Source organism: Robertmurraya sp. GLU-23, from assembly GCF_052983275.1.
In genome coordinates, this window is sequence record NZ_JBRKCV010000001.1 from 384,092 (window position 1) to 410,225 (window position 26,134).

The following is a 26,134-nucleotide window of genomic DNA, read 5'->3' on the forward strand; positions in this document are numbered from 1 at the left end:
TGAACTGTGCACTGGAGAAATACAAATGTTCACAAAAGGTGTCTGTCACCGTTCAATAGGAGGTTATGATAATGGGTGAAAATCGTCATCTTACCTTAGGTTTGAGTGATGAAATGGTTTTAGAAATGTATGAAATGATGCTACTTGCTCGTCGAATTGATGAGCGGATGTGGCTGTTAAATCGAGCGGGTAAAATTCCGTTCGTTATTTCGTGTCAAGGTCAAGAGGCTGCTCAAGTTGGTGCAGCATTTGCGTTAGATCGTGAGAAGGATTATGTTCTTCCATATTATCGAGATATGGGTGTTGTCCTAACGTTTGGTATGACTGCCAAAGATCTCATGTTGTCGGGTTTTGCTAAGGAAGAAGATCCAAACTCAGGTGGGCGTCAAATGCCTGGTCACTTTGGACAAAAGAAAAACCGGATTGTCACAGGCTCTTCTCCAGTAACTACGCAGGTTCCTCATGCAGTTGGAATTGCCCTTGCTGGTAAAATGGAGAACAAAGATTTAGTGACATTCGTTACGTTTGGAGAAGGCTCATCGAATCAAGGAGACTTTCATGAAGGCGCAAACTTTGCTGGAGTTCATAAACTTCCAGTCATCTTTATGTGTGAAAACAACAAGTATGCGATTTCCGTTCCGATCGAAAAACAACTTGCGTGTGAGAATGTTTCTGATCGAGCCATTGGTTATGGCATGCCAGGTGTAACGGTGGATGGAAACGATCCACTTGAAGTATACAAGGCAGTGAAAGAAGCCGCAGACCGCGGGCGCCGCGGGGAAGGGCCAACATTGGTAGAGACCGTTTCTTATCGATTAACTCCTCACTCCTCTGATGATGATGACCGAAGCTATCGTGGTCAAGAAGAGGTAGCGGAAGCAAAAGCGAAGGATCCAATTCTTACATTTGCTTCTTATCTAACAGAAGTTGGACTCCTAAATGATGATATAGCAAAGGAAATTAATGATCGAATAATGAAACAAGTAAATGAAGCAACCGACTATGCAGAAAATGCACCATATGCAGCTCCTGAAAGTGCATTAAAGCATGTGTACGCTGAGAAGTAAGGGGGAAGAAATCAATGCCTGTAATCTCATATATTGATGCGGTAACTATGGCGATTCGTGAGGAGATGGAGCGCGATTCGAAAGTATTTGTCTTAGGTGAAGACGTGGGTAAAAAGGGCGGTGTGTTTAAAGCAACACAAGGCTTATATGAGCAATTTGGTGAGGCTCGAGTAATTGACACTCCACTAGCTGAATCAGCCATCGCAGGAGTTGGAATAGGCGCAGCGATGTATGGTATGAGACCAATTGCTGAAATGCAGTTTGCTGATTTTATTATGCCCGCAGTGAACCAAATTATTTCCGAAGCAGCAAGAATCCGTTATCGCTCTAACAATGATTGGAATTGCCCTATTGTAGTGCGTGCCCCGTATGGTGGAGGCGTTCACGGTGCGCTGTACCATTCTCAATCTGTTGAGGCGGTATTTGCCAATCAGCCTGGTCTAAAAATTGTTATGCCTTCAACTCCTTATGATGTAAAAGGTCTGTTAAAGGCAGCTATTCGAGATGACGATCCTGTTCTGTTTTTTGAGCATAAGCGTGCCTATCGCTTAATCAAAGGGGAAGTTCCGACTGATGATTATGTTCTTCCAATCGGTAAGGCAGATGTAAAACGAGAGGGAGAAGACATTACCGTCATTACTTATGGTTTATGTGTTCACTTTGCTCTACAAGCCGCAGAAAAATTAGCAAGTGACGGGATTTCAGCCCATATCCTTGACTTACGGACCGTGTATCCTTTGGATAAAGAGGCGATTATTGAAGCAGCTTCTAAAACAGGAAAGGTCCTGTTAGTGACGGAAGATAACAAGGAAGGCAGCATTATGAGCGAAGTAGCGGCGATCATTGCTGAGAACTGCTTGTTTGATTTAGATGCACCTATTAAGCGCTTAGCGGGCCCTGACATTCCAGCTATGCCGTACGCACCAACGATGGAAAAGTACTTTATGGTAAATCCTGATAAGGTCGAAAAAGCGATGCGTGAGCTTGCTGAATTTTAATAGGGATTAAAGGTTAACAAGGAGGTAATGAATTGGCTATCGAAAAAATCAAAATGCCTCAGCTTGGGGAGAGTGTAACAGAAGGAACGATTAGCAAATGGCTCGTTTCAGTTGGGGACACGGTAAACAAATATGATCCTCTAGCAGAGGTAATGACTGATAAAGTAAATGCAGAAGTACCTTCATCCTTCTCAGGAAAGATTGTCGAACTTATTGCTAGCGAAGGAGAAACATTAGAGGTTGGTGCGATTATTTGTACCATCGAAATCGAAGGGCAAGATAGTACACCTCAGGAATCAATAACAAAGAACCAAACTGAGGAAAAAGTTCAAAAGCCTGAAGTAATAAGTAATGCGCCTAATAAAGCACGCTATTCACCAGCAGTTTTAAAGCTTTCTGGGGAGCACGGAATTGACTTAACTCAGGTATCAGGTTCTGGAATGGGTGGTCGAATAACTCGTAAAGATCTTCTGGCGATCATAGAGTCTGGAGCGGTTCCGACATCTCAACCAAAAGCGGAAGCTGTTCCAACTGCTCCAGCACCAAAAGCTGTAGAAAAAGCAGCCCCTGCTCCAATCGATGTTCCTGTAACAGCCGGAGATATAGAAATTCCGGTTTCAGGTGTTAGAAAAGCAATTGCGGCTAATATGTTACGCTCCAAGCATGAGGCACCACATGCCTGGACGATGGTTGAAGTCGATGTCACGAATTTAGTTGCATACAGAAACTCCATCAAATCGGAGTTTAAGGCAAAAGAAGGATTTAACTTAACATTCTTTGCTTTCTTTGTAAAAGCAGTCGCTCAAAGCTTAAAGGAATTCCCGCAAATGAACTCTATGTGGGCAGGAGATAAAATCATCCAGAAGAAGGATATTAATATTTCCATAGCTGTTGCAACAGAGGATGCTTTATATGTTCCAGTTATTAAGCACGCGGATGAAAAGACCATTAAAGGGATTGCAAGAGAAATTACTGAATTAGCGTCTAAGGTAAGAGCTGGAAAATTAACAAGTGCTGATATGCAAGGTGGTACGTTCACTGTTAACAACACCGGTTCGTTTGGATCCGTTCAATCTATGGGAATTATTAATTACCCTCAAGCAGCCATTCTACAAGTAGAATCCATCGTTAAACGTCCGGTTGTCATGGATGGAGGTATGATTGCTGTAAGAGATATGGTTAATCTTTGCCTATCGCTTGATCACCGTGTTCTTGATGGACTTGTGTGTGGAAGATTCTTAAAACGGGTGAAAGATATCCTTGAGGCTACCACAAAGGAAAATACATCTATCTACTAATACAAAAAAGCCGTTGTCAATTAGACAGCGGTTTTTCTTCTTTGCAATTATTCCCATGTGTACTACAATAAGGGTAAGATCAATAATTTTAAATTTTACCTCAATTTATCTTTCGGAGGGAGGGGAGCCGTGGCAAATTTGACACGGCATACAATGCAAATAAAAGATATGAAACATGCGTCATTCCCACTTTGGCAAGAAGAAGACTGGACCGAAAAAAGTGAACAGTCACTGAAAGGAAAAAAGGTAGAACATCTAATAAAACATACATACGAACAGATAAAAATGAAACCGCTTTATTTTAAAAAAGAACAACACTGTTCTCAATTTCCTGGTATCCCAGATTATCGAAGAGGAATTGATTCGTATTTGGGGGAGAAGCAACCATGGAGAATAGCTCAGACCATTCACGCGTCTACCGGAAATGAGCTAAAAAACAAGATGGAAGCTGCAATCAAAGGTGGACAGTCCGCTGTTTCTTTCTCTGTTCAAGAGGATATTTCCTATCAATCTATATTTGAAGCTTTTACGGACCGTTTTCCAGTTTGCGTTCATGCAAAGAAAGGTCACCAATCCAAACTCCTTTCAGAGCTCAGTAGCGTCAAAGAGAGAAGTGATATACAAGGCTTTATCGCAACGGATCCGTTAGCTCAATTAGCTTCAGATGGCTATTTAGAAGAGCCAGTGAACGATTTCTATGATGAATTAGCAAAAAACATTCAATTTACCTCACAAAAATTCCCAGAACTAAAAACAATTCTTGTCGACACAACTCCCTATCATAATGGGGGGGCTAACGCCGTCCAAGAGATTGCGATCTCTCTTGCAACTGCCGTATTCCACCTAGAAGAACTCTCTAACCGAAACATACCGATCGAAACAACACTATCTAAATATATTTTTCACTTCTCAGTAGGAGCCAATTTCTTTTTGGAAATTGCTAAGTTAAGAGCAGCACGGGTGCTTTGGAGTGAAATCGTAAAAGCATACGGTGGAAGTAACGAAAATCAAAAAATGGTCATATCAGCACAAACATCTAGCTTTACAAAAACAGTTTATGATCCATATGTGAATATTCTTCGTTCTAGTAATGAAGCATTTGCTGCAGTCATCGGTGGGGTTCAATATTTGCATGTAAGTCCATTTAATGAGCTCGAAGGGAATGGAGCAGAGTTCTCAGAGCGAATTGCTCGAAATACTCAACTTATTTTAAAAGAAGAAGCGCTCATTTGTAAAACACACGATCCAGCTGGAGGTTCCTGGTATATAGAAGAACTAACTGATGAGATTGCCAAGAAGGCTTGGGAGCTGTTTTTGCAAATTGATGATTATGGCGGTATGCTATCCTCCCTTGTTGATGGTGACATCCAATCACAAATTTCTAAAGTATTGGATAATAGAAAGAATGATAGTTTCACAAGAAAACAATCGATTATCGGTACCAATATGTACGCAAATTTGGAAGATTCACCATTAAAATTATGCATGCAGCAAAAAACAACACCTGAAGCAGTAGCCATCAAGATACCCGAGCTAAAGCAATTTAGACTTTCAGAACCCTATGAAACCCTTAGAAGGCTTTCTGAAAAACTAGAACGGCAACCAGTGGTGGGGCTAATTTGTATAGGTGGATTAAAACAGTTTAAGCCACAAGTAGATTTTATTGCGGGCTTTCTTGCACCAGGTGGAATTGCTACAGAAAAAAGTGAGGGAGCTGACAGTTGGGAACAAATTCAGAAGTATATTGAAAGTAGTAACCATTCAACTTACTGCTTGTGTGGAGCGTATGGAGAATTTGAAGAATTGGGGCTTACCATCGTGAAAGAATTTCATACAAATTATTCAGAAAAACGACTATATTTAGCAGGACTACCTGAAGCAAAGGATGTATGGCTTCAATCAGGTGTAACGGACTTTTTTCATCGACAAAGTAACTGCTATGATTCTCTATCGAGTCTTTTGACTGAAATGGAGGAAACCACTCATGCTTAACAAACCCAATTTTCGTCAAATAAAGATATCCTCTTCTAAGGAAGAAAAGAGCAACCGAGAAAAAGAAGAAATAACTGCCTCCATAGAGGATTTATTTTACGAAACAAATGAACAAATCAAAGTAAAGTCTTTATATACGAGAGATGATCGTGATCATGTAGCTCATCTTGGAGATTTACCTGGTTTGCCCCCCTTTACAAGGGGACCATATCCTACGATGTATGTTAATAGGCCATGGACCGTAAGGCAATATGCAGGCTTTTCTACCGCAGAAGAAAGTAATGCTTTTTATCGTAGAAATTTAGCAATGGGACAAAAGGGACTGTCAGTAGCATTTGATTTAGCCACCCATAGGGGCTACGATTCTGATCATCCACGCGTCGTAGGTGACGTAGGAAAAGCAGGTGTTGCTATAGACTCTGTACTCGATATGAAAACCTTGTTTGATGGCATTCCTCTTGACCAGATGTCTGTCTCGATGACAATGAATGGAGCCGTTTTGCCGATCATGGCCTTTTACATTGTAACGGCTGAGGAGCAGGGGGTAGGTAAGGAACAGTTATCTGGGACGATTCAAAATGATATTTTAAAAGAATATATGGTTCGTAATACATATATTTATCCACCAGAAATGTCGATGAAAATTATCTCTGATATTTTTTCGTATACTTCTAAGTATATGCCCAAATTCAATAGCATTAGTATTTCAGGATATCATATGCAGGAGGCGGGAGCACCAGCAGATATTGAACTTGCATACACACTAGCAGACGGGCTCGAATATGTTCGAACAGGTCTAAAAGCGGGTATTGATATCGATTCCTTTGCCCCAAGATTATCATTTTTTTGGGCGATTGGTATGAATTATTTCATGGAAGTAGCTAAAATGAGGGCAGGGCGTTACATTTGGGCAAAGATGATGAAGTCGTTTTCTCCTCAAAATGAGAAATCTATGGTGTTACGTACCCATTCCCAAACATCTGGATGGAGCTTAACGGAACAGGACCCGTTTAATAATGTGACTCGCACACTTATCGAAGCACATGCTGCAGCGATGGGCCATACTCAATCTCTTCACACAAATGCTCTAGATGAAGCTATTGCACTTCCAACCGATTTTTCTGCTAGAATTGCGCGCAATACGCAGTTATTTCTTCAGGAAGAAACCGGAATCACGAATGTGATTGACCCTTGGGGTGGATCGTATTATGTTGAAGCACTAACTGATGAGTTGATTAAACGTGCATGGGAGCATATTGAAGAGGTTGAAGAGCTAGGTGGAATGGCAAAAGCAATTGAAACGGGCTTACCAAAGATGAAGATAGAAGAAGCGGCAGCTAAGCGTCAAGCCAAAATTGACTCAGGTGAGGAAACGATCATTGGTGTTAATCGTTACCGAGTTGATAAAGAGGAAGGTATTGAAATTTTAGACATAGATAATACGGCTGTAAGATTAAAGCAAATTGAAAAACTGGCCATTGTAAAAGCAAATAGAGACGAGCAAGAGGTAAAGCGAACTCTAGATGCATTAACAAATGGGGCACAGACAGGCAAAGGGAATCTGCTTGAACTTGCGGTAAACGCTGCTAGGGCTCGTGCAACAATCGGAGAAATTTCAGATGCGGTGGAAGCTGTTGCAGGAAGGCATAAAGCAATTATCCGCTCAATTAGTGGAGTATATAGCTCAGCGTACTCGAATGAAGAGGAAATGAAAGAAGTTCAGCGTATGACAGAGGAATTTTTAGAAAATGAAGGACGTCGGCCAAGAATCCTTATTGCAAAGATGGGACAGGACGGTCACGATAGGGGAGCAAAAGTGATATCAACCGCTTTTGCTGATTTAGGATTTGATGTGGATATAGGACCGTTATTCCAAACACCAAAGGAGACCGCTTTACAAGCGATCGAAAATGATGTTCACGTGATTGGTATAAGCTCACTTGCTGCCGGCCATAAAACACTGCTTCCACAATTAATGAAAGAATTAAAGGACTTAGGTCGGGATGATATTTTAGTGGTAATCGGTGGTGTAATCCCTGCTCAAGATTATGACTATTTATATGGTCAAGGGGCCGCCGCTATTTTTGGACCTGGGACCGTCATTCCAGTAGCCGCTCAAAAGGTAGTAAGAGCAATCTATGAGCGATTAGGCTATGAGGAAGTGGATAAGTAATGAAAGATAACCATTTAGAGAATAGCTTTTCTTCTGCAAAACGATTTTACAAAAAAGTAAATAAAACACCAACGGTCGAGGAACTTTGCTCAGGGCTAAGGAATGGAAATCGTTCTATGCTCGCTCAAGCGATCACATTAATCGAAAGCAATGCCGAACACCACTTTAAAAAGGGGCAGGAGCTTATTCAACAAATTCTTCCCTTCTCAGGTAAATCGGTTCGAATTGGCATTTCAGGTGTACCAGGAGCGGGGAAAAGTACCTTTATTGACTCATTTGGGATGTATTTATGTGAACAAGGCATTAGGGTAGCTGTTCTAGCTGTTGATCCTAGCTCTAAGCGGAGTGGTGGGAGTATTTTAGGGGACAAGACGAGAATGGAACAACTCTCTAGGACAGAGTTAGCTTTTATTCGACCGTCCCCTACGGGAGGAAAGCTAGGTGGCGTTCATCGAAAAACGAAGGAATCTATTGCTCTTTGCGAAGCTGCGGGTTATGAAGTCATTATTGTAGAGACAGTTGGTGTGGGACAAAGCGAGGTTCTAGTGAGAGACATGGTAGACTTCTTTATGCTCCTAGTATTAACGGGAGCTGGTGACGAGCTACAAGGGATGAAAAAGGGAATCATGGAGCTTGCCGATGCCATTGTTGTAAATAAAGCGGATGGTGAAAATGAAGCTGCCGCACGAAGAACTAGGGATGAATATAATCAAGTTCTGCATTTCCTTCAACCCTCAACTACTAATTGGGAAACGAGAGCGCATGTATGCTCAAGCTTATATAATAAAGGAATTGAGGAAATGTGGCGGACAATTGACCAATTTGTCCATGAAACGACACAATCAGGAGTGTTCGAGGAGCGAAGAAGACAACAAACAAAGGATTGGATGCATGCCTTAATCACGGATCAGCTACAGTTACAATTTTACGCTCACGAAAAAATAAAAGAATTGCTTCCTCAGCTTGAAAGAGCTGTAGTTGATGGTGATCAGACGGTTACCTTTGCAGTAGACCTTCTATTCAAATATTTTTATGAAAAAAAATAAAAAAAGGAAGGTCACACATACGGTGACCTTCATCTAAGGAGTAGGGGTATGATCTAGCTGTGCTTATATGATACCCTTTTTTTAATACCTTAAACCTTTCTGATTGTATATTTGTATCTCATATTGGTATATTGAATATATAATAATGAAATGATGGAGGGACTTTTCGTGAATATGGATTTTAATTTATTTATGAATGATGTGGTTCGACAAGCGCGACAAGAAATTGTTGCCGCTGGATATACAGAATTAAAGACGTCAGAAGATGTGGAAGATGCGCTAACAAAGTCAGGTACAACACTTGTCATGGTCAACTCAGTATGTGGTTGTGCAGGTGGTATTGCCCGTCCGGCAGCGATGTATTCTGTACACTACGATAAAAAGCCTGATCAATTAGTGACTGTTTTTGCTGGTCAAGACAAAGAAGCAACAGCAACAGCACGTTCTTATTTTACTGATTATCCACCATCTTCTCCTTCTTTTGCTTTATTAAAAGACGGAAAAATTTTAACAATGGTTGAGCGTCATGAAATTGAAGGGCATGAACCAATGGCAGTTGTACAAAAGTTACAAGAAGCATTCGATAAATATTGTGAAGAAGTGTAACCTCAGGTCTCCCTGAGGTTTTTCTTTTTTACTCTTCATCGGTTAACAGTTGAATTGAAAGCGTCATCAAGGGTAAGGTAACTAATGGGAAATTATTATATAGGAGTAAAATATAAAATGGAATTTAAAATTGGTTACCGAACGGTAAAGACCGCGTTGGGAGCAGCAGCTTCCATTATGATTGCTCAGGCTTTTGGCCTTTCGAGTTTTACATCTGCGGGAATCCTTACCATCCTTTGCATTCAAGTAACAAAGAAGAAAAGTGTACGTGCTTCCTGGGAACGGTTTTTAGCTTGCGTGGTGGCAATGGTTTTTTCAATCATTATTTTTGAAGGTATTGCTTTCCATCCCGTCATGATTGGACTTTTATTATTATTATTCATTCCTACAGCAGTAATGGTGGGAGCAAGCGATGGGATTGTATCGAGTACGGTTATTATTCTGCATTTGTACTCAGCTGGACATATTACAAAGAGTCTATTATTGAATGAATTGGGACTAATTATTATTGGAATTGGTGTGGCCCTAATTATGAACTTGTATATGCCAAGTTTAGAAAATAAGTTGATTGATTATCAAAGGAAAATAGAGCAGAACTTCAAAGCCATCTTTGACGAAATTATTTTATACTTAAAAAATAATAAAACGGATTGGGATGGTCATGAAATCCCTGAAACAGCAACACTTATTGATGAGGCAAAGACTCTAGCTTTCCGTGATGTAGAAAACCATTTCCTCCGAAACGAGAACTTATATTATCACTATTTTAAAATGAGAGAAAAGCAATTTGAAATTATTGAAAGAGTGTTGCCACTTGTTAGTTCTATTTCTTTAACCGTTGATCAGGGAGAGATGATTGCGGAATTTATTGAAGACCTCTCAAATAATATTCACCCAGGGAACACAGCGGATATTTATATTGAGAAATTAGAGAGAATGAGAGTGGAATTTCAGAAAATGGAGCTTCCTAGAACACGTGAGGAATTTGAGACACGGGCGGCTCTTTTGCACTTCACAAAGGAAATGGAGCAATATTTAACGATTAAAAAGGACTTTGTTGGAATGAAAAGATCAAAAGCGAATAAAAGGAAGAAGATTCTACAAACTACTAAGGAGAAATAATACGGAAGGTGATCATATGGTATCCTTTCTTCTAGCTTTAGTTATAGCATTTACTTCAAATCCTATTTGGCCATTAGGGGAAAATCCTCTTCCGGGGGACCCTTTTTTAATTGTCAATAAAGCTACAAATGAAGTAGCTTTAATTAATGAAAATCGAGTTCAGACAGTGGTAAAAGCTGCAACAGGTAAAACGGAGGAGTTAACGCCTGAAGGATTATTCACGATAACGGTTAAGGCAAAAAATCCTTATTATCGAAAAAACAATATTAATGGTGGAGATCCAGAAAATCCTTTAGGTACAAGATGGATCGGTTTTGACGCAAATGAAACGGATGGAAGAACCTATGGTCTTCATGGAACCAACACTCCTAGCTCCATAGGTAAGTATGTTTCGCAGGGGTGTGTGAGACTTCAAAATGAAGCTATCGAATCTCTCTATGATTTCATTCCTATTGGAACAAAGGTATTAATCACAACAACAAATGAAAGCTATGCAGAAATAGCAAAAGAATACGGAGCGATTTCAAAATAAAAAGTCACTTAAGGCCAACCCTTAAGTGACTTTTTATTTTTTATAAAAATGCAACAACTCCAGCTAGTATGGTAGATGCTAGCATCGCAAATAGCATTACATAAACAACAATCTTCTGTGTTTTCTTATTTCCCATTTTCTATCTCCTCTCAGTCAGAACTTTTCTACATTTATTTTACTAGGAAAAGATAAATTGAACAACCGCTCAGGTTCTAAGAAGGGATTTTTGTCCAAAAAGCGAATATTTATAATTATATTACTTTTGAGGGAGATGGAAAAAGTGATAAATAATGTCGATCACATTGGGATTGCTGTAAAATCAATTGATGCATGCTTGCCTTTTTATACAGAGACTCTTGGATTAAAGCTTGTCGGAATTGAAGAAGTTCCATCAGAACAAGTAAAAGTAGCCTTTATAGACACGGGGAACGTCATGTTAGAGTTATTGGAATCGACAAATTTTGAAAGCGCTATCTATAAGTTTGTCGAAAAGCGTGGAGAAGGAATCCATCACATCGCTCTAGGGGTAGATTCTATTGAATCTAGGATTCAGGAATTAAAAGAGAAGGGTGTACAAATGATTCATGACAAACCAAAAGAAGGAGCACATCATGCACGAGTGGCCTTTATGCATCCAAAATCTACTCATCATGTGCTTTTCGAATTGTGTCAAAGAGATGGGGGGAGTCAAAAATGATCGACATCTATGAGAAAATCAATGATTTATATGACCGGAAAAGAGAAGTAGAGTTAGGTGGGGGAGATCAAAAAATTGAAAAGCAGCATGAAAAAGGAAAGCTGACAGCAAGGGAGAGAATCGAGCTTCTTGTTGACAAGGGGACCTTTATTGAACTGAACCCTTTTATTGAACATAGATGCAAGGATTTTGGTTTGGAGAATCAAAAGGGTCCAGGCGATGGCGTAGTTACTGGCTATGGAAAGGTAAATGGTCGTCCCATCTACTTGTTCTCTCAAGATTTTACGGTTTTTGGTGGAGCTTTAGGGGAGATGCATGCGAATAAAATAGCGAATGTAATGGACTTGGCTGCGAAAAATGGTGCACCATTTATTGGGCTGAATGATTCGGGTGGAGCTAGAATTCAAGAAGGAGTCTTGTCTCTCGATGGCTACGGAAAGATCTTTTATCGAAATGCCATTTACTCTGGAGTCATACCGCAAATATCTGTGATTATGGGTCCGTGTGCAGGAGGGGCGGTGTATTCCCCAGCCATCACTGATTTTGTGTTTATGGTGGATCAAACGAGTCAAATGTTCATAACAGGTCCTAAGGTAATTGAAACGGTTACGGGTGAGAAAATAAGTCCCGAGGATTTAGGAGGGGCAAAGGTACATAACTCCATAAGTGGAAATGCGCATTTCCATGCATCAACGGAGGAAGAAGTACTTGCGGGGGTCCGACAATTATTAAGCTATCTTCCGCAGAATAATGAAGAAAAAGCACCGATTGGTCAGTATGAAAATGATTGGGATTACCGTCCAGATTTAACTGATGTGGTACCATTTGACTCAGTCCGACCGTATGATGTGAGAAAGGTAATCGAGCAAGTAGTAGATGAAGATTCTTTCATGGAGGTTCAAAAGGATTTTGCCAAAAATATTGTTGTCGGGTACGCTCGAGTGAAGGGAGAAGTAATCGGATTAATATGTAACCAACCGAAGTTTATGGCCGGTGGGTTGGACATCGATTCATCTGATAAAGCAGCTAGATTTATTCGTTTCTGTGACTCGTTTAACATACCAATTATTACATTTGAGGATGTCACAGGCTTTTTTCCTGGTGTAAAGCAGGAACATGGTGGCATCATCCGACACGGAGCAAAAATATTGTATGCCTATTCAGAAGCTACGGTACCAAAATTAACGATTATTTTGCGAAAAGCTTATGGCGGAGCCTATGTTGCATTAAACTCGAAGTCTATCGGTGCTGATCTTGTATTTGCTTGGCCAAATGCTGAAATAGCAGTGATGGGGCCGCAGGGGGCTGCGAATATTATTTTTGCAAGAGAAATAAACCAAAGTGAAGATCCAGAGGCAACAAGAGCACAAAAAATTGAGGAATATCGTGAAAAATTTGCTAATCCATATGTGGCCGCAAGTATGGGAATGGTAGATGACGTCATTGATCCGCGTGAAACTAGAATTAAAATTATCCAAGCTTTAGAGATGCTTCGTAATAAAAAAGATACCCGTCCTAATAAAAAGCATGGAAATATTCCCCTTTAAACCCATTCATTTGATGATTATGATACGAAAAAGTTATACTACAAGAGTGAGTGAATGATTGATGGAGGGTATAAGATGATCAATGAAGAAAGATTGTTAAAGGAATTTCTAGAGCTCGTTCAAGTGGACTCAGAAACGAAGAATGAAGCAGAAATTGCAAAGGTATTAAAACAGAAGTTTTTGGAGCTAGGCGTTGAAGTGGTTGAAGACGATACAACTGCAACGACTGGACACGGGGCAGGAAACTTAATTTGTACACTTAAAGGCTCAAAGGAGCAGGTAGACACCATCTACTTCACTTCCCATATGGATACGGTTGTGCCTGGTAAAGGCATTAAACCAAGCATCAAGGATGGTTATGTAGTAACAGATGGTACAACGATTCTCGGAGCGGATGATAAAGCGGGACTTGCCGTTATGCTTGAAGTGGTACGTGTGTTAAAGGAACAATCCATTTCGCACGGAACGATTCAATTTATCATTACTGTTGGAGAAGAGTCTGGCTTAGTTGGTGCCAAAGCATTAGACCCATCCTTACTTGTAGCAAAATATGGATATGCTCTAGATAGTGATGGTCAAGTAGGTAATATTATTGTTGCTGCACCTACGCAGGCAAAAGTAAAGGCAACGATTTTCGGAAAGACAGCACATGCTGGTGTCGCACCTGAAAAAGGCGTATCGGCTATTACGATTGCAGCAAAAGCCATTTCAAGAATGCCTCTTGGTCGCATTGATAAGGAAACAACAGCAAATATTGGTCGTTTTGAAGGCGGTACGCAAACCAATATCGTTTGTGACCACGTTGAAATCTTAGCTGAGGCACGCTCGTTAGTAAATGAGAAAATGGAAGAGCAAGTGAAAAAAATGAAAGCTGCATTCGAAGAAGTGGCCTCAGAAATGGGTGGCAGAGCAGAGGTTGAAATTCAAGTTATGTACCCTGGCTTTAAATTTGGAGAAGGAGACCATGTGGTTGAAGTAGCGAGGAAAGCGGCTGCCAAAATTGGTCGAACCTCTGAACTGTTAAGAAGCGGCGGGGGCAGTGATGCGAATGTAATAGCTGGATTTGGAATTCCTACCGTTAACTTGGCAGTGGGTTATGAAGAGATTCATACAACGAATGAAAGAATGCCTATTGAAGAACTCAATAAGTTGGCAGAGTATGTAATTGCTATCATTGAAGAAGTTTCTGCCTAATGGAAAAAGAGTGAGGAGTAAATCCTTCACTCTTTTTTTGTTACTTTCGATAGACAAGATAGCAGGAATGTTAGTATGATACAGGTATAAAGTATGATGAATTTGTACTAGATTGGAGCGAGTACCCATGCTTACAACAACAAAAGTAGTCGTTTTTCAAGTAGGGACGGAAGAATATGCGATTCCTATTGAACAAGTGATCTCGATAGAGAAGGTGGAAGGAACTACACCAATCCCTCATTTACCTGTGTACGTGAAAGGAATCGTGAAAGTAAGAGGAGAATTACTGCCTGTTCTTGATCTTGAAGAAATTTTATATCACCGAACCATTCAGTACAATGATCAAACGAGGATGATTGTCGTAAAGACAGATGAATTAACCATTGGAGTCCTTGTTAACGACGCAAAAGAGATTATTGATATTGAAAAGGAAAATTTAAAGCAGTTAGGTCTAGTAGCATTTAATAAAACAAGTTACTTTACTTCCATTGCCAACTTGGAATCTCGTTTAATTACGTTGATCGATCCATCTAAGCTTGTTCAATCGCTAGAAGGAATAAATGAAATCCAACAATATATGAAATCACACCAAGAAGAGTAGCCTGTGGCTCTCTTTTTTTGTCATCCAATTCTTCTGGTAAAATATAAGGACAATGGTGAGGAGGTGGGCTATGCGAGAAATGTACCCGAAAAACGGTCGTGTCATCCTTCATGTGGATATGAATAGCTTTTATGCTTCCGTGGAAATGGCTTACGATCAAAGTTTAAAAGGGAAGCCACTTGCGATTGCAGGCAATGTTGAGGAAAGACGTGGTATCATTGTTACCTGCAGCTATGAAGCAAGGCGTGTTGGGGTGAGAACGACAATGCCGTTATGGGAAGCGAGAAAATTATGCCCTGAGTTAATCGTGATGAAACCCAATTTTGAGCGCTATCGGGCTGCATCTATCGCTATCTTTGATCTGTTAAGGCAGTTTTCGGACCTTGTAGAGCCGGTTTCCATTGATGAAGGATATGTAGATATTACAGAAAGCTACGAATTTGGATCACCTCTTGAAATTGCAAAAACCATCCAAGCTAGGATGTTAGAACAGTTTGATCTTCCTTGCAGCATCGGGATTGCTCCCAATAAATTTTTAGCAAAAACAGCATCTGATATGAAAAAGCCATTAGGAATAACGGTTCTTAGAAAAAGGGATATCAAACAAATTCTGTGGCCAATGAATGTGGGTGAAATGCACGGTGTTGGTCAAAAGACAGCTGAGAAATTGAAAACAATAGGAATCCTTACGATTGGTGACTTAGCAAAAGGAAATGAGATTCAGTTAAAAGCACTTCTTGGAATCAATGGAGTACGTCTTAAGGAACGAGCGAATGCTATCGATCACCGTGAAGTGGACCCTAATGCTGTTTCTGACTTTAAAAGCGTTGGAAACTCAACCACTCTTCCGAAGGATGTTACAAATATCAGAGAGTTAAACGAAGTTTTGGAGAAACTCGCAGAGAAAGTATCTGCAAGACTAAAAGCAAAACAAGTGTTGGCAACGGGATTAAGTGTAACGATACGGTATAAGGATCGAAAAACGTTGACTAGAAGCAAAAAACTAAATAATCCAGTAGATAAACAAGATGAAATCTCTCAACTTGCCAAAAAATTGTTTCATTCCAATTGGAATGGGAATGCCATCCGTCTTCTTGGAATCACAGGGACAGACTTAATACATGTGAATGAAGCAGTGAAACAGCTAGATCTTTTCTCTTATGAACGCGATGCAAAAAAAGAGCCGCTATTAAATGCTGTTTCAAAATTAAAAGAAAAATATGGTACGGCCATTATAAATCGGGCTGGAATGGCTCGGAAGAAAAAGCAAACGCCGTCAATTGGGACAGATACGAGCTTTAATAAAGATTTTTTACATACGGCTCGAGATAGGAAAGAAGAGTAACATAGATAAAGAAATTCAGGAAAAAATATATTTGAATATTTAATTAATCACCTTACTTGCGCTTTTTGCTTAATCTTGCTAAAGTAAAGTGGATTCTTATGTATATAAGTATTTAGCTAGAAGGGAAGTAAAAAAATGACAAAACAACAATTTGGTGTTATTGGGTTAGCAGTAATGGGGAAAAACCTTGCTTGGAACATCGAGAGCCGAGGCTACACAGTCTCAGTTTACAATCGTTCAAGCGAAAAAACAGATGAGATGCTTGCGGAATCAAATGGAAAAAATATATTTGGTACATATAGCATGGAAGAATTTGTTGAATCATTAGAAAAGCCACGTAAAATCATGCTTATGGTTAAAGCTGGTGTGCCAACTGATGCAACAATTGATCAATTAAAGCCATTACTTGATAAAGGTGATATCGTTATTGACGGTGGAAATACGTATTTTGTTGATACACAGCGCCGCAATAAAGAACTTAGTGAATTAGGTATCCACTTTGTTGGAACAGGCGTTTCAGGCGGAGAAGAGGGTGCGCTTAAAGGGCCTTCTATTATGCCAGGTGGACAAAAAGAAGCTTATGAATTAATTGCACCTATCTTTAAGGATATTTCTGCGAAGGTTGACGGTGAGGCTTGTACAACGTATATCGGTCCAGATGGAGCAGGTCATTATGTGAAAATGGTTCATAATGGAATTGAATACGGAGATATGCAGTTAATCTCTGAGTCTTACTTTTTATTAAAGCATGTACTTGGTCTAAGCGCAGAAGAGCTTCATGAAGTATTTGCTGAGTGGAACAAAGGTGAGCTTGATAGCTATCTAATCGAAATTACAGCTGATATTTTTACGAAAAAAGACGAAGAAACAGGTAAGCCTCTTGTTGACGTTATCCTTGATACGGCTGGACAAAAGGGTACAGGTAAGTGGACAAGCCAAAGCTCTCTTGACCTTGGGGTACCTCTACCAATCATTACAGAGTCAGTATTCGCTCGTTTCCTTTCAGCAATGAAGGAAGAACGTGTTCATGCTAGCAAAGTATTAGGTGGACCAACTGCGAAGGAATTTACTGGTGATAAGAAGGCATTTATCGAGTCAGTTCGTAAAGCTCTTTATATGAGTAAGATTTGTTCATACGCACAAGGCTTCGCACAAATGCGTGCAGCATCAGAAGAATATAACTGGGATTTACAATACGGAGAAATTGCAATGATCTTCCGTGGAGGATGTATTATTCGTGCTCAATTCCTTCAAAAGATTAAAGAAGCATATGATCGTGACGGCCAGCTTAAAAACTTATTACTTGATCCATATTTCAAGGAAATTGTTGAAAGCTATCAGCACGCTCTACGTGACATCATGGTTGTTGCCGTTCAAAATGGTATTCCTGTACCATGTTTCTCTGCTGCCCTTTCATACTACGACAGCTACCGTACAGAAACACTTCCAGCGAATCTGTTACAAGCTCAACGTGACTATTTTGGTGCACATACGTACCAACGTACAGATAAAGAAGGAACATTCCATACAAACTGGTTCTAAGCCTTCTAGAAGCAAAAATAGCCTACCCAATAGGGTAGGCTATTTTGCGTGCCATTGAAAAGTGATTAGGGGGCGTAAAAAAGCTCCTATCTTAAATGGTATAGAGTTCCGTTTTGAAGTGCTTTTTCTTAAAATATGTGCCGAAATGACAGTCGTAGTGGCATCGTTATTTGTATTAAACGGTCCTTAATCGAGTAACTAGTAAAAGTAAAATTAGCGGAGAATTTCCGGTTAGATGCTGAATGGAGCCTCGTTTCGGGGGAAATAAGGGGAGGTTTTCCGCTTATGCAAAGAAAAATCGCTCCTTTTTGACTACTTCGATCCAATAGACGGAATCTTTCCGTCTATAGAAGCACCTTTTTAATAATAATTTCTAATTAAGAGGAATTTCTCCGTTTATTTATGCTCGGGGCTTAACCTCGGCCCCACTTGAACCTAGATGTGGGAATCAGAAACTTAATAAATAAAGAAAAGACGTACCAATTCATACGTCTTTTCTGGTGTATTTTAATTAAGAAATATACCCGAAAATAGAACCCATTACCTAAATGGACAGGAGCTATTTTTTAGCATTTATCAACGTCAAAATTAGAGATTGGCCACCAATGGAATCCATCTTTCTCAAGAAGCTCATCCGCTTCACGAGGGCCCACAGTACCTGCGTTGTAGTTAGGGTAGTTATCGGCCTTTTGATTTTCCCAAACATCAGAAATCTTATCAACAAAGCTCCAAGATAGAGCAACTTCATCCCAATGTGTGAAGTTGGTCGCATCACCGCGCATGCAATCGAATAGAAGCTTCTCATATGCCTCTGGTGTATTTAATCCATCGATTCCGCGATTTGCATAGTTTAACTTAACAGGAGTTGCTGCAATGTTCTGACCTGCTTTTTTCGCATTTAGATGCAGTGTAATGCCTTCTTCTGGTTGAATATGAATCACAAGTAGGTTCGGATTCAATGTTTCTTCGGGGCTATAATATAGGTTCATAGGAATATCTTTAAACTGGATAACAATTTTTGTAGATTTGGAATCCATTCTCTTTCCTGTACGTATATAAATAGGAACCCCTGCCCAGCGGAAATTATCAATCATTAGTTTTCCAGCTACATATGTTTCCGTGTTAGATTCAGGGTTAACCATTTGCTCTTCACGGTATCCTAAAACTTCTGTGCCTTCTACCGTTCCTTTGTCGTATTGACCGCGAACAAAGTATTCTTTTATTTCTTCCCCTTCAATTGGACGAAGAGCACGAAGGACTCTCACCTTTTCAGAACGAATTTCTTCTGTTGTTAGCTTAATTGGGGGCTCCATTGCAAGTAATGCAACCATTTGGAGCATATGGTTTTGAACCATATCTCTTAACGCACCGCTTTTCTCATAGTAGCGTCCGCGCTCTTCAACTCCTAGAACCTCACTAGAAGTTACTTGAATATTCGAAATATAACGGTTGTTCCAAAGCGGTTCGAAAATCGCATTCGCGAATCGAATAACTTCTATATTTTGAACCATTTCTTTTCCTAGGTAATGGTCAATTCTGTACACTTCATCTTCAGAGAAGGCAGTTCTGATTTGATTATTTAGCTCTTGTGCTGATTGAAGATCATGACCAAATGGTTTTTCAATGACTAAGCGTTTAAACCCACTTACATTGGTCAAACCATCTTCTTTTAAATGGAGTGCAATGGTTCCAAAGAACTCTGGTGCCATCGCTAGATAAAAGATGCGATTGCCTTGTAAACCATAATTTGAGTCAAGTTGATTTGCTAGGTTATTAAGCACTGCGTATGAATTTGAATCAGTTACATCGTGTGAATGATAGTAAAAATGCGAAGCAAATTCATCAATTCGATTTTCTTTTTGAATAGAAGACTTTACCGATTTTTTAATGTTCTCTTGGAATTCTTCATTTGTTAATGGTCTTCTGGCAACTCCAATTACAGCAAATTTGTCTGAAAGCTTTCCTTTTTCAAACAATTTATAGAGCGAAGGATACAGTTTTCTATTTGCTAAATCACCAGTTGCTCCAAATATCATGATTAATGCAGTCGGTTTCTCGTTTTGTGTCACGTTAAGAACCTCTCTTCCAGGGTATTTCCATGTTATATATGTATTTTTATAAAAAAAAATTGACCTATACAAGTACAGAATTTTATCGGTTTCTAACGAAATAAGCAAATAATTCTTCACAAAATTACGTATTTATTTTTAACCAAATCGCTTGAACTATCCTTAATGAAAATGAAAGCGTTATTTATTTAATTTATGAAATGATTTTATAAAAATATTTCATAAAATGATTGTTGCCTTTTTTTTCATGTAGTATGATGGTGTTAGATAGAACAACTGTCTAAAAAGGAGGCTTTCTTTATGAATGTGATTGAAAGCAATCAATTAACGAAAATGTATGGAAAAGCAAGAGGAATCTCCAATGTCAGTTTCTCTGTGAAAGAAGGGGAGATTTTTGGATTCATTGGACCAAATGGAGCTGGAAAATCGACGACCATTCGAATACTGCTTGCACTTATTTATCCAACAAGTGGAAGTGCTACGATTTTTGGGAAGGATTGTATAAAATATGCTCCTGAAATAAAAAAGGAGATTGGTTATCTTCCATCAGAGGTTTTTTATTATGACAATATGAAGGTTATTGACTTGCTTAAGTATTCTGCAAGCTTTTATAAAAAGGATTGTACAAAGAGAATACGTGAACTTGCTGAAGCATTAAATCTAGATCTCTCTAAGAAGATTAACGATCTTTCGCTTGGCAATAAAAAGAAGGTTGGAATCGTTCAAGGATTATTACACGAACCGAAGCTCATTATTCTTGATGAGCCGACAAGTGGCTTAGATCCATTAATGCAACAAAAATTTTTCGAATTATTAAGAGTAGAAAATAAAAAGGGAGCAACTATTCTTTTCTCCTCTCATATTTTGAGTGAGGTTCAAAAGCTTTGTGATCGTGTGGCCATTATTAAAGAAGGGGAAATCGTGAAAGTCGAGACGATGAGCGCGTTAACAGAGAATAGCTATAAGAAATTTAGACTAGAAGTTGTTAATCAAGTAACTACTGAAGTTTTCCAGCTAGACGGTGTCACAGATATTAAGGTGAAAGAAAAGACGGTGTCCTTTATTTACAAAGGGAACATGAATGCAATTATAAGCAAAATAGCAGAAATACCACTTAAGAATTTGTGGGTAGAAGAACCAACCCTTGAAGAGATTTTCATGCACTACTACGAAAAGGAGGAGTAGAAGGTGAATATCTTTCTTCATGAAGTAAGAGCTTATCGAAAGTCGACGATAGTCTGGACAGTTTCCCTAATTGCCCTTGTGCTCTTTTTTATGTCACTTTTTCCTTCCTTTGCGAAAGATGCGGAACAAGTGAACGAGCTGTTAAAAACTCTCCCGGAATCCTTGCGTAAAGCGGTTGGGATTGAAATTGGTAGCTTTACTAGCATCCTAGGTTTTTACTCTTATGTTTTTATGTATATTGCGTTATGCGGTGCGATACAGGCGATGATGATAGGTGCTTCAATCCTATCCAAGGAGGTTCGTGAAAAGACAGTCGATTTTCTTCTTACCAAGCCTGTTTCAAGGACAACGATCATTGTGTCAAAGCTCTCTGCGGCATTTGTGTCTATTGCGATTACTAGCCTATCCTTCATTCTCTTTGCTTATTTTATTGCTATATACGTAAGGACGGAGAATTTTAATGAACAAGCATTTTTTCTTCTTTCATTTACGCTCTTTTTTGTTCAGGTTATGTTTTTAGCCATTGGGGTGATTGCATCCATGCTATTGCCAAAGTTGAAATCGGTTCTTTCTTTATCACTAGGTGTCGTCTTTGCTTTCTTTTTTATTGGAATGTTTGGTTCTACAGTAGGTGAAGCTTCCGTTCGATATATCACTCCATTCAAGTATTTTGACTCGATGTATATTATTAAAAACAGTCAGTATGAATGGTCGTATTTGATAGTCGGTTTGGTATGGATCATCTCAGCTCTTATTGCCAGCTTTTTCATCTATACTAAAAAGGATATGAATGCGGTGTAAGGAAGGAGGGGTTAAGGTGAATGTATTTATTAGAGAGTTAAAAGCACTAAAAAAGTCACTCGTTATTTGGTGTCTAGGAATTTTTGCAATGATAGCTGGGGGAATGAGTAAGTACGGAGCAACAGAATCTTCCGGTCAGTCTATTAATGACCTCATGGCTAGTATGCCAAAGGCCATGCAGGCCATTATGGGAACAGGTTCGTTGGATTTAACGACTGTAAGCGGTTATTATGGTATTTTGTTTTTATATTTGATTGTTATGACCACGATTCATGCTGTGATGTTAGGTGCGAACATTATCTCAAAAGAGGAAAGAGATAAAACAGCAGAATTTTTATTAGCAAAACCAATCTCTAGAAAACAGGTGATCTTTTCAAAATGGATGGCATCCTTGGTCGCTATTATTGTACTAAATTCCGTCACTTTTTTGATTTCTCACTTGATGGTGGATTATTATAATAAGACAGGTGAGTCGTATCTGATAGAGATTGCTGAATTGATGGGTGGTATGTTTATCCTGCAACTCCTATTTTTATCCTTAGGAACATCAGTTGCAGCTAGCATTAAGCATCCTAAGAGGGCTGCAAGCATTTCTACAGCAGTGTTACTAATTGCCTTTTTCTTATCAATGGCTATTGACCTTAACGAAAATCTGGAGATTCTTTCTGTCTTCACTCCTTTCAAATATTATGAGGCAAAGCTCATCATTGGCGGCACCGGGTATGATGTAATATATATAATAGTTAGCGTCCTATTAGTTGTCGCTATGACACTCTATACCTTTATCGCTTATGAAAAGAGAGATCTGCATATATAGTAAGAATCTCGTTACAGATATGGTATAGTGATAGTAAGAATGCTAGTAATCCGATGTCTTTGATGACGTCGGTTTTTTTACATAAAGGAGCGTATCATATGGATGTTTTATTTCTTGGTACGGGGGCAGGGGTTCCGGCAAAACTTAGGAACGTAAGCTCTCTTGTACTGAAGCTGTTGGATGAGAGAGGGACAATTTGGATGTTTGATTGCGGTGAGGCCACTCAGCATCAAATTTTACATACCTCTATTAAGCCACGCCGCATTGAAAAGATATTTATTACTCATCTTCATGGCGATCACATATATGGTTTACCTGGTTTATTGTCCAGTAGATCCTTCCAAGGAGGAGAGTCACTCGTTACGGTATATGGCCCTAAGGGGATAAAAGATTATATCGATGTTTCCTTGCAAGTAAGCGGAACGTATTTAAAGTATCCTCTAAAGATTATAGAGATTGAAGAGGGGATTGTATTTGAAGATGAGCAGTTCAAGGTTGAAGCACGTAAATTGGAGCATGGAATTCCATCATACGGTTATCGAGTCGTGGAGAAGGATCGCCCAGGCTCTTTATTAGTAGAAAAGCTACAGGAAGCAAATATCCCTCCGGGTCCTTTATATAAAAAAATTAAGGATGGGGAAAACGTTGTTTTAGATGATGGAACCATCATTGATTCTTCCAGGTTTCGTGGTGAAGATATAAAGGGAAGGATTGTAACGATTCTAGGTGATACAAGACTATGTGATAACGCCTATTTACTTGCTTCAAATGCTGATCTTCTTATCCATGAGGCTACTTTTTCTAGGGGAGAGGAACAGCTTGCGTATGATTATTTTCATTCAACGACTACACAAGCAGCACAGGTCGCACGAGAGGCTGGCGTGAAACAACTGTGTCTTACTCATATCAGCTCTAGATATGACAAAAGAGCTTCCCAATTACATGTGGAGGAAGCGAGAGAAGTGTTTTCGAATACCGAAATCGCCGATGATTTTAAAGAAATATCTATTTCTGTACACAAATAAATCGGGTACCGTTTTCGGTCCCGATTTTTTTTCAGATACTAATTCCAGCCTCTACCGTACTGAACAGGAGATTCTAAATCCACACCAAGCTCTTTTGCAGCTGTTCTTGGCCAGTATGGGTCTCGCAGGAGCTCTCTAGCCAAAAGAACTAGATCTGCACGTTCGTTTTGTAAGATTTCTTCTGCATGTAGCGCATTTGTGATTAAGCCAACTGCACCTGTTGGAATTTGAGCATCTTGTTTGATTTGATCAGCAAATGGAACTTGATAACCTGGGAAAGTTGGAATTTTTGCAGGTACAACTGCTCCCGAACTCACATCAATGAGGTCTACACCTTGCTCCTTCATCCATTTTGCCATCGTTACATAATCGTTTACTTGTAAGCCGCCTATAGTCCAATCAGTGGCTGATACACGTACGAATAACACGCCACTCCACACTTCTTTTACTGCATCTATGACTTCTTGCAAGAAGCGATAGCGATTTTCAAGCGAGCCGCCGTACTCGTCTGTACGGTGATTGGATAAAGGAGACAGGAATTCATTGATTAAATATCCATGTGCTGCGTGGATTTCAATTACATCAAAACCAGCTTCCTTTGCACGACGAGCAGCTGATTGGAAAGACAATACCGTTTCACGGATCTCTTCAAGTGTCATTTCCTTTGGCATTTTCATTTTCTCATTATATGGAATCGCTGATGGAGCAAGAATATCACCCTCTAATTCGGCTTTTCTGCCTGCATGAGCGATTTGGATGCCTGTCTTTGCTCCATAAGCCTTCATTCCGTCTGATAGTTCCTTAAGACCTTCAATGTGCTCGTCACTCCAAATGCCTAAATCAAATGAAGAAATCCTTCCTTGAGGTGTAACGGCAGTTGCTTCTAATATAATAAGGCCAACCTGCCCAACTGCTCTACTAATATAATGTGTGCGATGCCAGTCTTGGATATGTCCGTCTTGTTCATGGCTTGAGTACATGCACATTGGTGCCATGACAATTCGATTTTTAAATGTTACATCCTTGATGGTATAAGTACTAAACAGTTTGTTTTCCATTTATATCCTCCTAGTCTTTCGGTATCCTAAATATATACAGTATAGCAAGAAACATTATATTTGGAAAAAATCACGCCTCATTATCCCGTAAATCTTTTAAACGATATTTTGTCCCTCTCCAAACGATTCCCCCTCTTATAAAGGTAAGGAAGCTAGCACGAATAATGGAATAGATAAATAATAAAGCTGTGAAAGGAAAGAGGAGAAACATCCATGGTGAATATGTTGTCATTCTTTTAATAATCATGGAGTAAATCAATGCGAGTAAAAAAATATTACCGATACTTAAATAGATTAAGATAGGTTCAAAGGAAAATAGAGTAAAAAAGGGGAGGACCTGTGACACAAACACTCCGAAGATCGCAAACATTACCATACTAATTCGGTAATGTAACCCTGCAAACGTATTTTTCTCTAAACCAATTAGTGCTTCTTTTACTGTTGAATACCACTCTACCTCAAGGAGAGTCAGTGCGGTGACCATTCGATGTCTAAAACCCATTTCCTTCATCTTTTTCCCGAGCATTAAATCATCATCCGGACGCATTTTTATTACTTCGTGAGTTCCTAGCTTCTTATACGCTTCTTTTCTCACTAAGTTAAACGCTCCAATTCCAATTCCTACTTTAGAACGAGGATTGTTAGCTAACCAAGGACGCTTAAAATAAGAAAATCCAAACATAAAAAAGGCGATAAAGCTATTTAACCAAATTCGCTGGCCTCGTAAATTGGGAGCAGCAGTTAAGTGATCCAGCTCATATTTCATAAAATAATGTACCGCTTTTCCGATTGCTTCCTTATGAAATAAGACATCTGCATCCGTGAATAGGAGAAGTTCTCCTCTTGCTTGCTTAGCGCCAACAAACAACGCATGATTCTTTCCTAACCATCCTGGTGGAAGATCAGTGATGTGGATAACGTTTACATTTTTATTTGCAGACTGCATCTCGTTCATAATGTTAGGAGTGTTGTCCGTGGATCGGTCGTTCACCAAAACCCATTCCAAATGACCATAATTCTGTGAAAATTGACTTTGTAAGCTCTCTTTTACACCTTTTTCCTCATTACGTCCCGCAACAATAATGGACACTAAAGGACCGCCCTGAGAAGTAGGTTCGTTTTCGAGACGATCGATTCTCTGAAGCCCGATCTTTGCATCAATAAAGATCAGAAGCCAGACCACAATGCTGATAGCTAATAAAGTAGAAACCATAAGAAATAAGGACATTTAAACACCCTTCTATTTATAAGTATTATAATTTCGATTATACCTTTTCAATTGGAAAGAACAAATAATACACTCTCTCTAGGTTAAAGGTAAAAGAACGAAACCTTTTTCATTTGGGACGTAACATAGATAACTAGAAAAGGGGAGTATAAAAGATGATGGAATTACTAAGCGCATTATGAGATTTTATT

The 26,134-nt window shown here is 39.4% G+C and carries 23 protein-coding genes; 19 read left to right on the forward strand and 4 right to left on the reverse strand.

The annotated features are described in order from the left end of the window. The first annotated feature begins 71 nt into the window (after window positions 1-71). The 9 genes from ACVBAX_RS01945 (at window position 72) to ACVBAX_RS01985 (ending at window position 10,834) form a co-directional block, all read left to right on the forward strand. Window positions 72-1,067 carry a thiamine pyrophosphate-dependent dehydrogenase E1 component subunit alpha gene (locus ACVBAX_RS01945; RefSeq protein ID WP_447115672.1) on the forward strand — a complete coding sequence of 332 codons (996 nt, stop codon included), beginning with the start codon at window positions 72-74 and terminating at the stop codon, window positions 1,065-1,067. Between the two features lie 14 nt (window positions 1,068-1,081). Beyond that, window positions 1,082-2,065, forward strand: a complete 984-nt coding sequence (locus ACVBAX_RS01950; protein ID WP_447115673.1) for an alpha-ketoacid dehydrogenase subunit beta — start codon at window positions 1,082-1,084, stop codon at window positions 2,063-2,065. A 32-nt stretch (window positions 2,066-2,097) separates the two neighbouring features. Next, entirely contained in the window at window positions 2,098-3,363 is a 1,266-nt protein-coding gene (locus ACVBAX_RS01955; protein WP_447115674.1) for a dihydrolipoamide acetyltransferase family protein, read from the forward strand. A gap of 129 nt (window positions 3,364-3,492) precedes the next feature. Next, window positions 3,493-5,355, forward strand: coding sequence for a methylmalonyl-CoA mutase family protein (locus tag ACVBAX_RS01960; RefSeq protein WP_447115675.1), 1,863 nt, complete (start codon window positions 3,493-3,495; stop codon window positions 5,353-5,355). Further along, a complete protein-coding gene (gene scpA / locus ACVBAX_RS01965; protein WP_447115676.1) occupies window positions 5,348-7,528 on the forward strand; it encodes a methylmalonyl-CoA mutase in 2,181 nt (726 codons plus the stop codon). The genes ACVBAX_RS01960 and scpA overlap by 8 nt, the downstream gene beginning before the upstream one ends. Continuing rightward, window positions 7,528-8,574, forward strand: coding sequence for a methylmalonyl Co-A mutase-associated GTPase MeaB (gene meaB, locus ACVBAX_RS01970; protein WP_447115677.1), 1,047 nt, complete (start codon window positions 7,528-7,530; stop codon window positions 8,572-8,574). The genes scpA and meaB overlap by 1 nt, the downstream gene beginning before the upstream one ends. A gap of 168 nt (window positions 8,575-8,742) precedes the next feature. Beyond that, window positions 8,743-9,180, forward strand: coding sequence for a BrxA/BrxB family bacilliredoxin (locus ACVBAX_RS01975; RefSeq protein ID WP_447115678.1), 438 nt, complete (start codon window positions 8,743-8,745; stop codon window positions 9,178-9,180). A 117-nt stretch (window positions 9,181-9,297) separates the two neighbouring features. Then, entirely contained in the window at window positions 9,298-10,302 is a 1,005-nt protein-coding gene (locus ACVBAX_RS01980; protein ID WP_447115679.1) for an aromatic acid exporter family protein, read from the forward strand. Window positions 10,303-10,318: 16 nt separating this feature from the next. After that, window positions 10,319-10,834 (forward strand): L,D-transpeptidase, encoded by a 516-nt coding sequence (locus ACVBAX_RS01985; RefSeq protein ID WP_447115680.1) that lies wholly within the window; start codon window positions 10,319-10,321, stop codon window positions 10,832-10,834. A gap of 40 nt (window positions 10,835-10,874) precedes the next feature. Here the strand turns inward: ACVBAX_RS01985 and prli42 are convergent, their stop codons facing one another. After that, a complete protein-coding gene (gene prli42, locus ACVBAX_RS01990) occupies window positions 10,875-10,970 on the reverse strand; it encodes a stressosome-associated protein Prli42 (protein ID WP_251514496.1) in 96 nt (31 codons plus the stop codon). Window positions 10,971-11,105: 135 nt separating this feature from the next. Between prli42 and mce the strand changes: the two genes are divergently transcribed. From mce to gndA, 6 genes are all read left to right on the forward strand, one after another. Then, window positions 11,106-11,531 carry a methylmalonyl-CoA epimerase gene (mce, locus tag ACVBAX_RS01995; protein ID WP_447115681.1) on the forward strand — a complete coding sequence of 142 codons (426 nt, stop codon included), beginning with the start codon at window positions 11,106-11,108 and terminating at the stop codon, window positions 11,529-11,531. Beyond that, on the forward strand, window positions 11,528-13,078 hold the full coding sequence (locus ACVBAX_RS02000; RefSeq protein ID WP_447115682.1) for an acyl-CoA carboxylase subunit beta: 1,551 nt from the start codon (window positions 11,528-11,530) through the stop codon (window positions 13,076-13,078). Before mce ends, ACVBAX_RS02000 begins: the two co-directional genes overlap by 4 nt. Window positions 13,079-13,153: 75 nt before the next feature. Continuing rightward, on the forward strand, window positions 13,154-14,272 hold the full coding sequence (locus ACVBAX_RS02005; RefSeq protein ID WP_447115683.1) for a tripeptidase T: 1,119 nt from the start codon (window positions 13,154-13,156) through the stop codon (window positions 14,270-14,272). Between the two features lie 127 nt (window positions 14,273-14,399). Further along, window positions 14,400-14,873, forward strand: coding sequence for a chemotaxis protein CheW (locus ACVBAX_RS02010; protein ID WP_447115684.1), 474 nt, complete (start codon window positions 14,400-14,402; stop codon window positions 14,871-14,873). Window positions 14,874-14,943: 70 nt separating this feature from the next. Next, window positions 14,944-16,218 carry a DNA polymerase IV gene (locus ACVBAX_RS02015; protein WP_447115685.1) on the forward strand — a complete coding sequence of 425 codons (1,275 nt, stop codon included), beginning with the start codon at window positions 14,944-14,946 and terminating at the stop codon, window positions 16,216-16,218. Between the two features lie 135 nt (window positions 16,219-16,353). Next, entirely contained in the window at window positions 16,354-17,760 is a 1,407-nt protein-coding gene (gene gndA / locus ACVBAX_RS02020) for an NADP-dependent phosphogluconate dehydrogenase (RefSeq protein ID WP_430774942.1), read from the forward strand. A gap of 566 nt (window positions 17,761-18,326) precedes the next feature. Here gndA and zwf read toward each other — a convergent pair. Beyond that, the gene (zwf, locus tag ACVBAX_RS02025) at window positions 18,327-19,796 is read right to left on the reverse strand and encodes a glucose-6-phosphate dehydrogenase (RefSeq protein WP_447116021.1); all 1,470 of its coding nucleotides are present in this window, start codon (window positions 19,794-19,796) and stop codon (window positions 18,327-18,329) included. 333 nt (window positions 19,797-20,129) lie between these two features. Between zwf and ACVBAX_RS02030 the strand changes: the two genes are divergently transcribed. The 4 genes from ACVBAX_RS02030 (at window position 20,130) to rnz (ending at window position 23,657) form a co-directional block, all read left to right on the forward strand. Then, entirely contained in the window at window positions 20,130-21,014 is an 885-nt protein-coding gene (locus ACVBAX_RS02030) for an ATP-binding cassette domain-containing protein (RefSeq protein ID WP_447115686.1), read from the forward strand. A 3-nt stretch (window positions 21,015-21,017) separates the two neighbouring features. After that, window positions 21,018-21,815, forward strand: a complete 798-nt coding sequence (locus ACVBAX_RS02035; protein WP_447115687.1) for an ABC transporter permease subunit — start codon at window positions 21,018-21,020, stop codon at window positions 21,813-21,815. A 16-nt stretch (window positions 21,816-21,831) separates the two neighbouring features. After that, window positions 21,832-22,632 (forward strand): ABC transporter permease subunit, encoded by an 801-nt coding sequence (locus tag ACVBAX_RS02040; RefSeq protein WP_447115688.1) that lies wholly within the window; start codon window positions 21,832-21,834, stop codon window positions 22,630-22,632. A gap of 98 nt (window positions 22,633-22,730) precedes the next feature. Then, the gene (gene rnz / locus ACVBAX_RS02045; RefSeq protein ID WP_447115689.1) at window positions 22,731-23,657 is read left to right on the forward strand and encodes a ribonuclease Z; all 927 of its coding nucleotides are present in this window, start codon (window positions 22,731-22,733) and stop codon (window positions 23,655-23,657) included. 38 nt (window positions 23,658-23,695) lie between these two features. On the opposite strand, the gene namA is transcribed toward rnz, so the two are convergent. Both namA and ACVBAX_RS02055 read right to left on the reverse strand, forming a co-directional pair. Further along, window positions 23,696-24,715 carry an NADPH dehydrogenase NamA gene (gene namA / locus ACVBAX_RS02050; RefSeq protein ID WP_447115690.1) on the reverse strand — a complete coding sequence of 340 codons (1,020 nt, stop codon included), beginning with the start codon at window positions 24,713-24,715 and terminating at the stop codon, window positions 23,696-23,698. 70 nt (window positions 24,716-24,785) lie between these two features. Then, on the reverse strand, window positions 24,786-25,943 hold the full coding sequence (locus ACVBAX_RS02055; protein WP_447115691.1) for a glycosyltransferase: 1,158 nt from the start codon (window positions 25,941-25,943) through the stop codon (window positions 24,786-24,788). Window positions 25,944-26,134 lie beyond the last annotated feature (191 nt).

Excerpts from the sequence above, each read along its gene's own strand:
- ACVBAX_RS01945 (WP_447115672.1), top strand. The coding sequence starts at position 72 with ATGGGTGAAAATCGTCATCTTACCTTAGGTTTGAGTGATGAAATGGTT.
- ACVBAX_RS01950 (WP_447115673.1), top strand. The coding sequence starts at position 1,082 with ATGCCTGTAATCTCATATATTGATGCGGTAACTATGGCGATTCGTGAG.
- scpA (WP_447115676.1), top strand. The coding sequence starts at position 5,348 with ATGCTTAACAAACCCAATTTTCGTCAAATAAAGATATCCTCTTCTAAG.
- meaB (WP_447115677.1), top strand. The coding sequence starts at position 7,528 with ATGAAAGATAACCATTTAGAGAATAGCTTTTCTTCTGCAAAACGATTT.
- ACVBAX_RS01980 (WP_447115679.1), top strand. The coding sequence starts at position 9,298 with ATGGAATTTAAAATTGGTTACCGAACGGTAAAGACCGCGTTGGGAGCA.
- ACVBAX_RS01985 (WP_447115680.1), top strand. The coding sequence starts at position 10,319 with ATGGTATCCTTTCTTCTAGCTTTAGTTATAGCATTTACTTCAAATCCT.
- prli42 (WP_251514496.1), bottom strand. The coding sequence starts at position 10,970 with ATGGGAAATAAGAAAACACAGAAGATTGTTGTTTATGTAATGCTATTT.
- mce (WP_447115681.1), top strand. The coding sequence starts at position 11,106 with ATGGAAAAAGTGATAAATAATGTCGATCACATTGGGATTGCTGTAAAA.
- ACVBAX_RS02000 (WP_447115682.1), top strand. The coding sequence starts at position 11,528 with ATGATCGACATCTATGAGAAAATCAATGATTTATATGACCGGAAAAGA.
- ACVBAX_RS02005 (WP_447115683.1), top strand. The coding sequence starts at position 13,154 with ATGATCAATGAAGAAAGATTGTTAAAGGAATTTCTAGAGCTCGTTCAA.
- ACVBAX_RS02010 (WP_447115684.1), top strand. The coding sequence starts at position 14,400 with ATGCTTACAACAACAAAAGTAGTCGTTTTTCAAGTAGGGACGGAAGAA.
- ACVBAX_RS02015 (WP_447115685.1), top strand. The coding sequence starts at position 14,944 with ATGCGAGAAATGTACCCGAAAAACGGTCGTGTCATCCTTCATGTGGAT.
- gndA (WP_430774942.1), top strand. The coding sequence starts at position 16,354 with ATGACAAAACAACAATTTGGTGTTATTGGGTTAGCAGTAATGGGGAAA.
- zwf (WP_447116021.1), bottom strand. The coding sequence starts at position 19,796 with ATGATATTTGGAGCAACTGGTGATTTAGCAAATAGAAAACTGTATCCT.
- ACVBAX_RS02030 (WP_447115686.1), top strand. The coding sequence starts at position 20,130 with ATGAATGTGATTGAAAGCAATCAATTAACGAAAATGTATGGAAAAGCA.
- rnz (WP_447115689.1), top strand. The coding sequence starts at position 22,731 with ATGGATGTTTTATTTCTTGGTACGGGGGCAGGGGTTCCGGCAAAACTT.
- namA (WP_447115690.1), bottom strand. The coding sequence starts at position 24,715 with ATGGAAAACAAACTGTTTAGTACTTATACCATCAAGGATGTAACATTT.
- ACVBAX_RS02055 (WP_447115691.1), bottom strand. The coding sequence starts at position 25,943 with ATGTCCTTATTTCTTATGGTTTCTACTTTATTAGCTATCAGCATTGTG.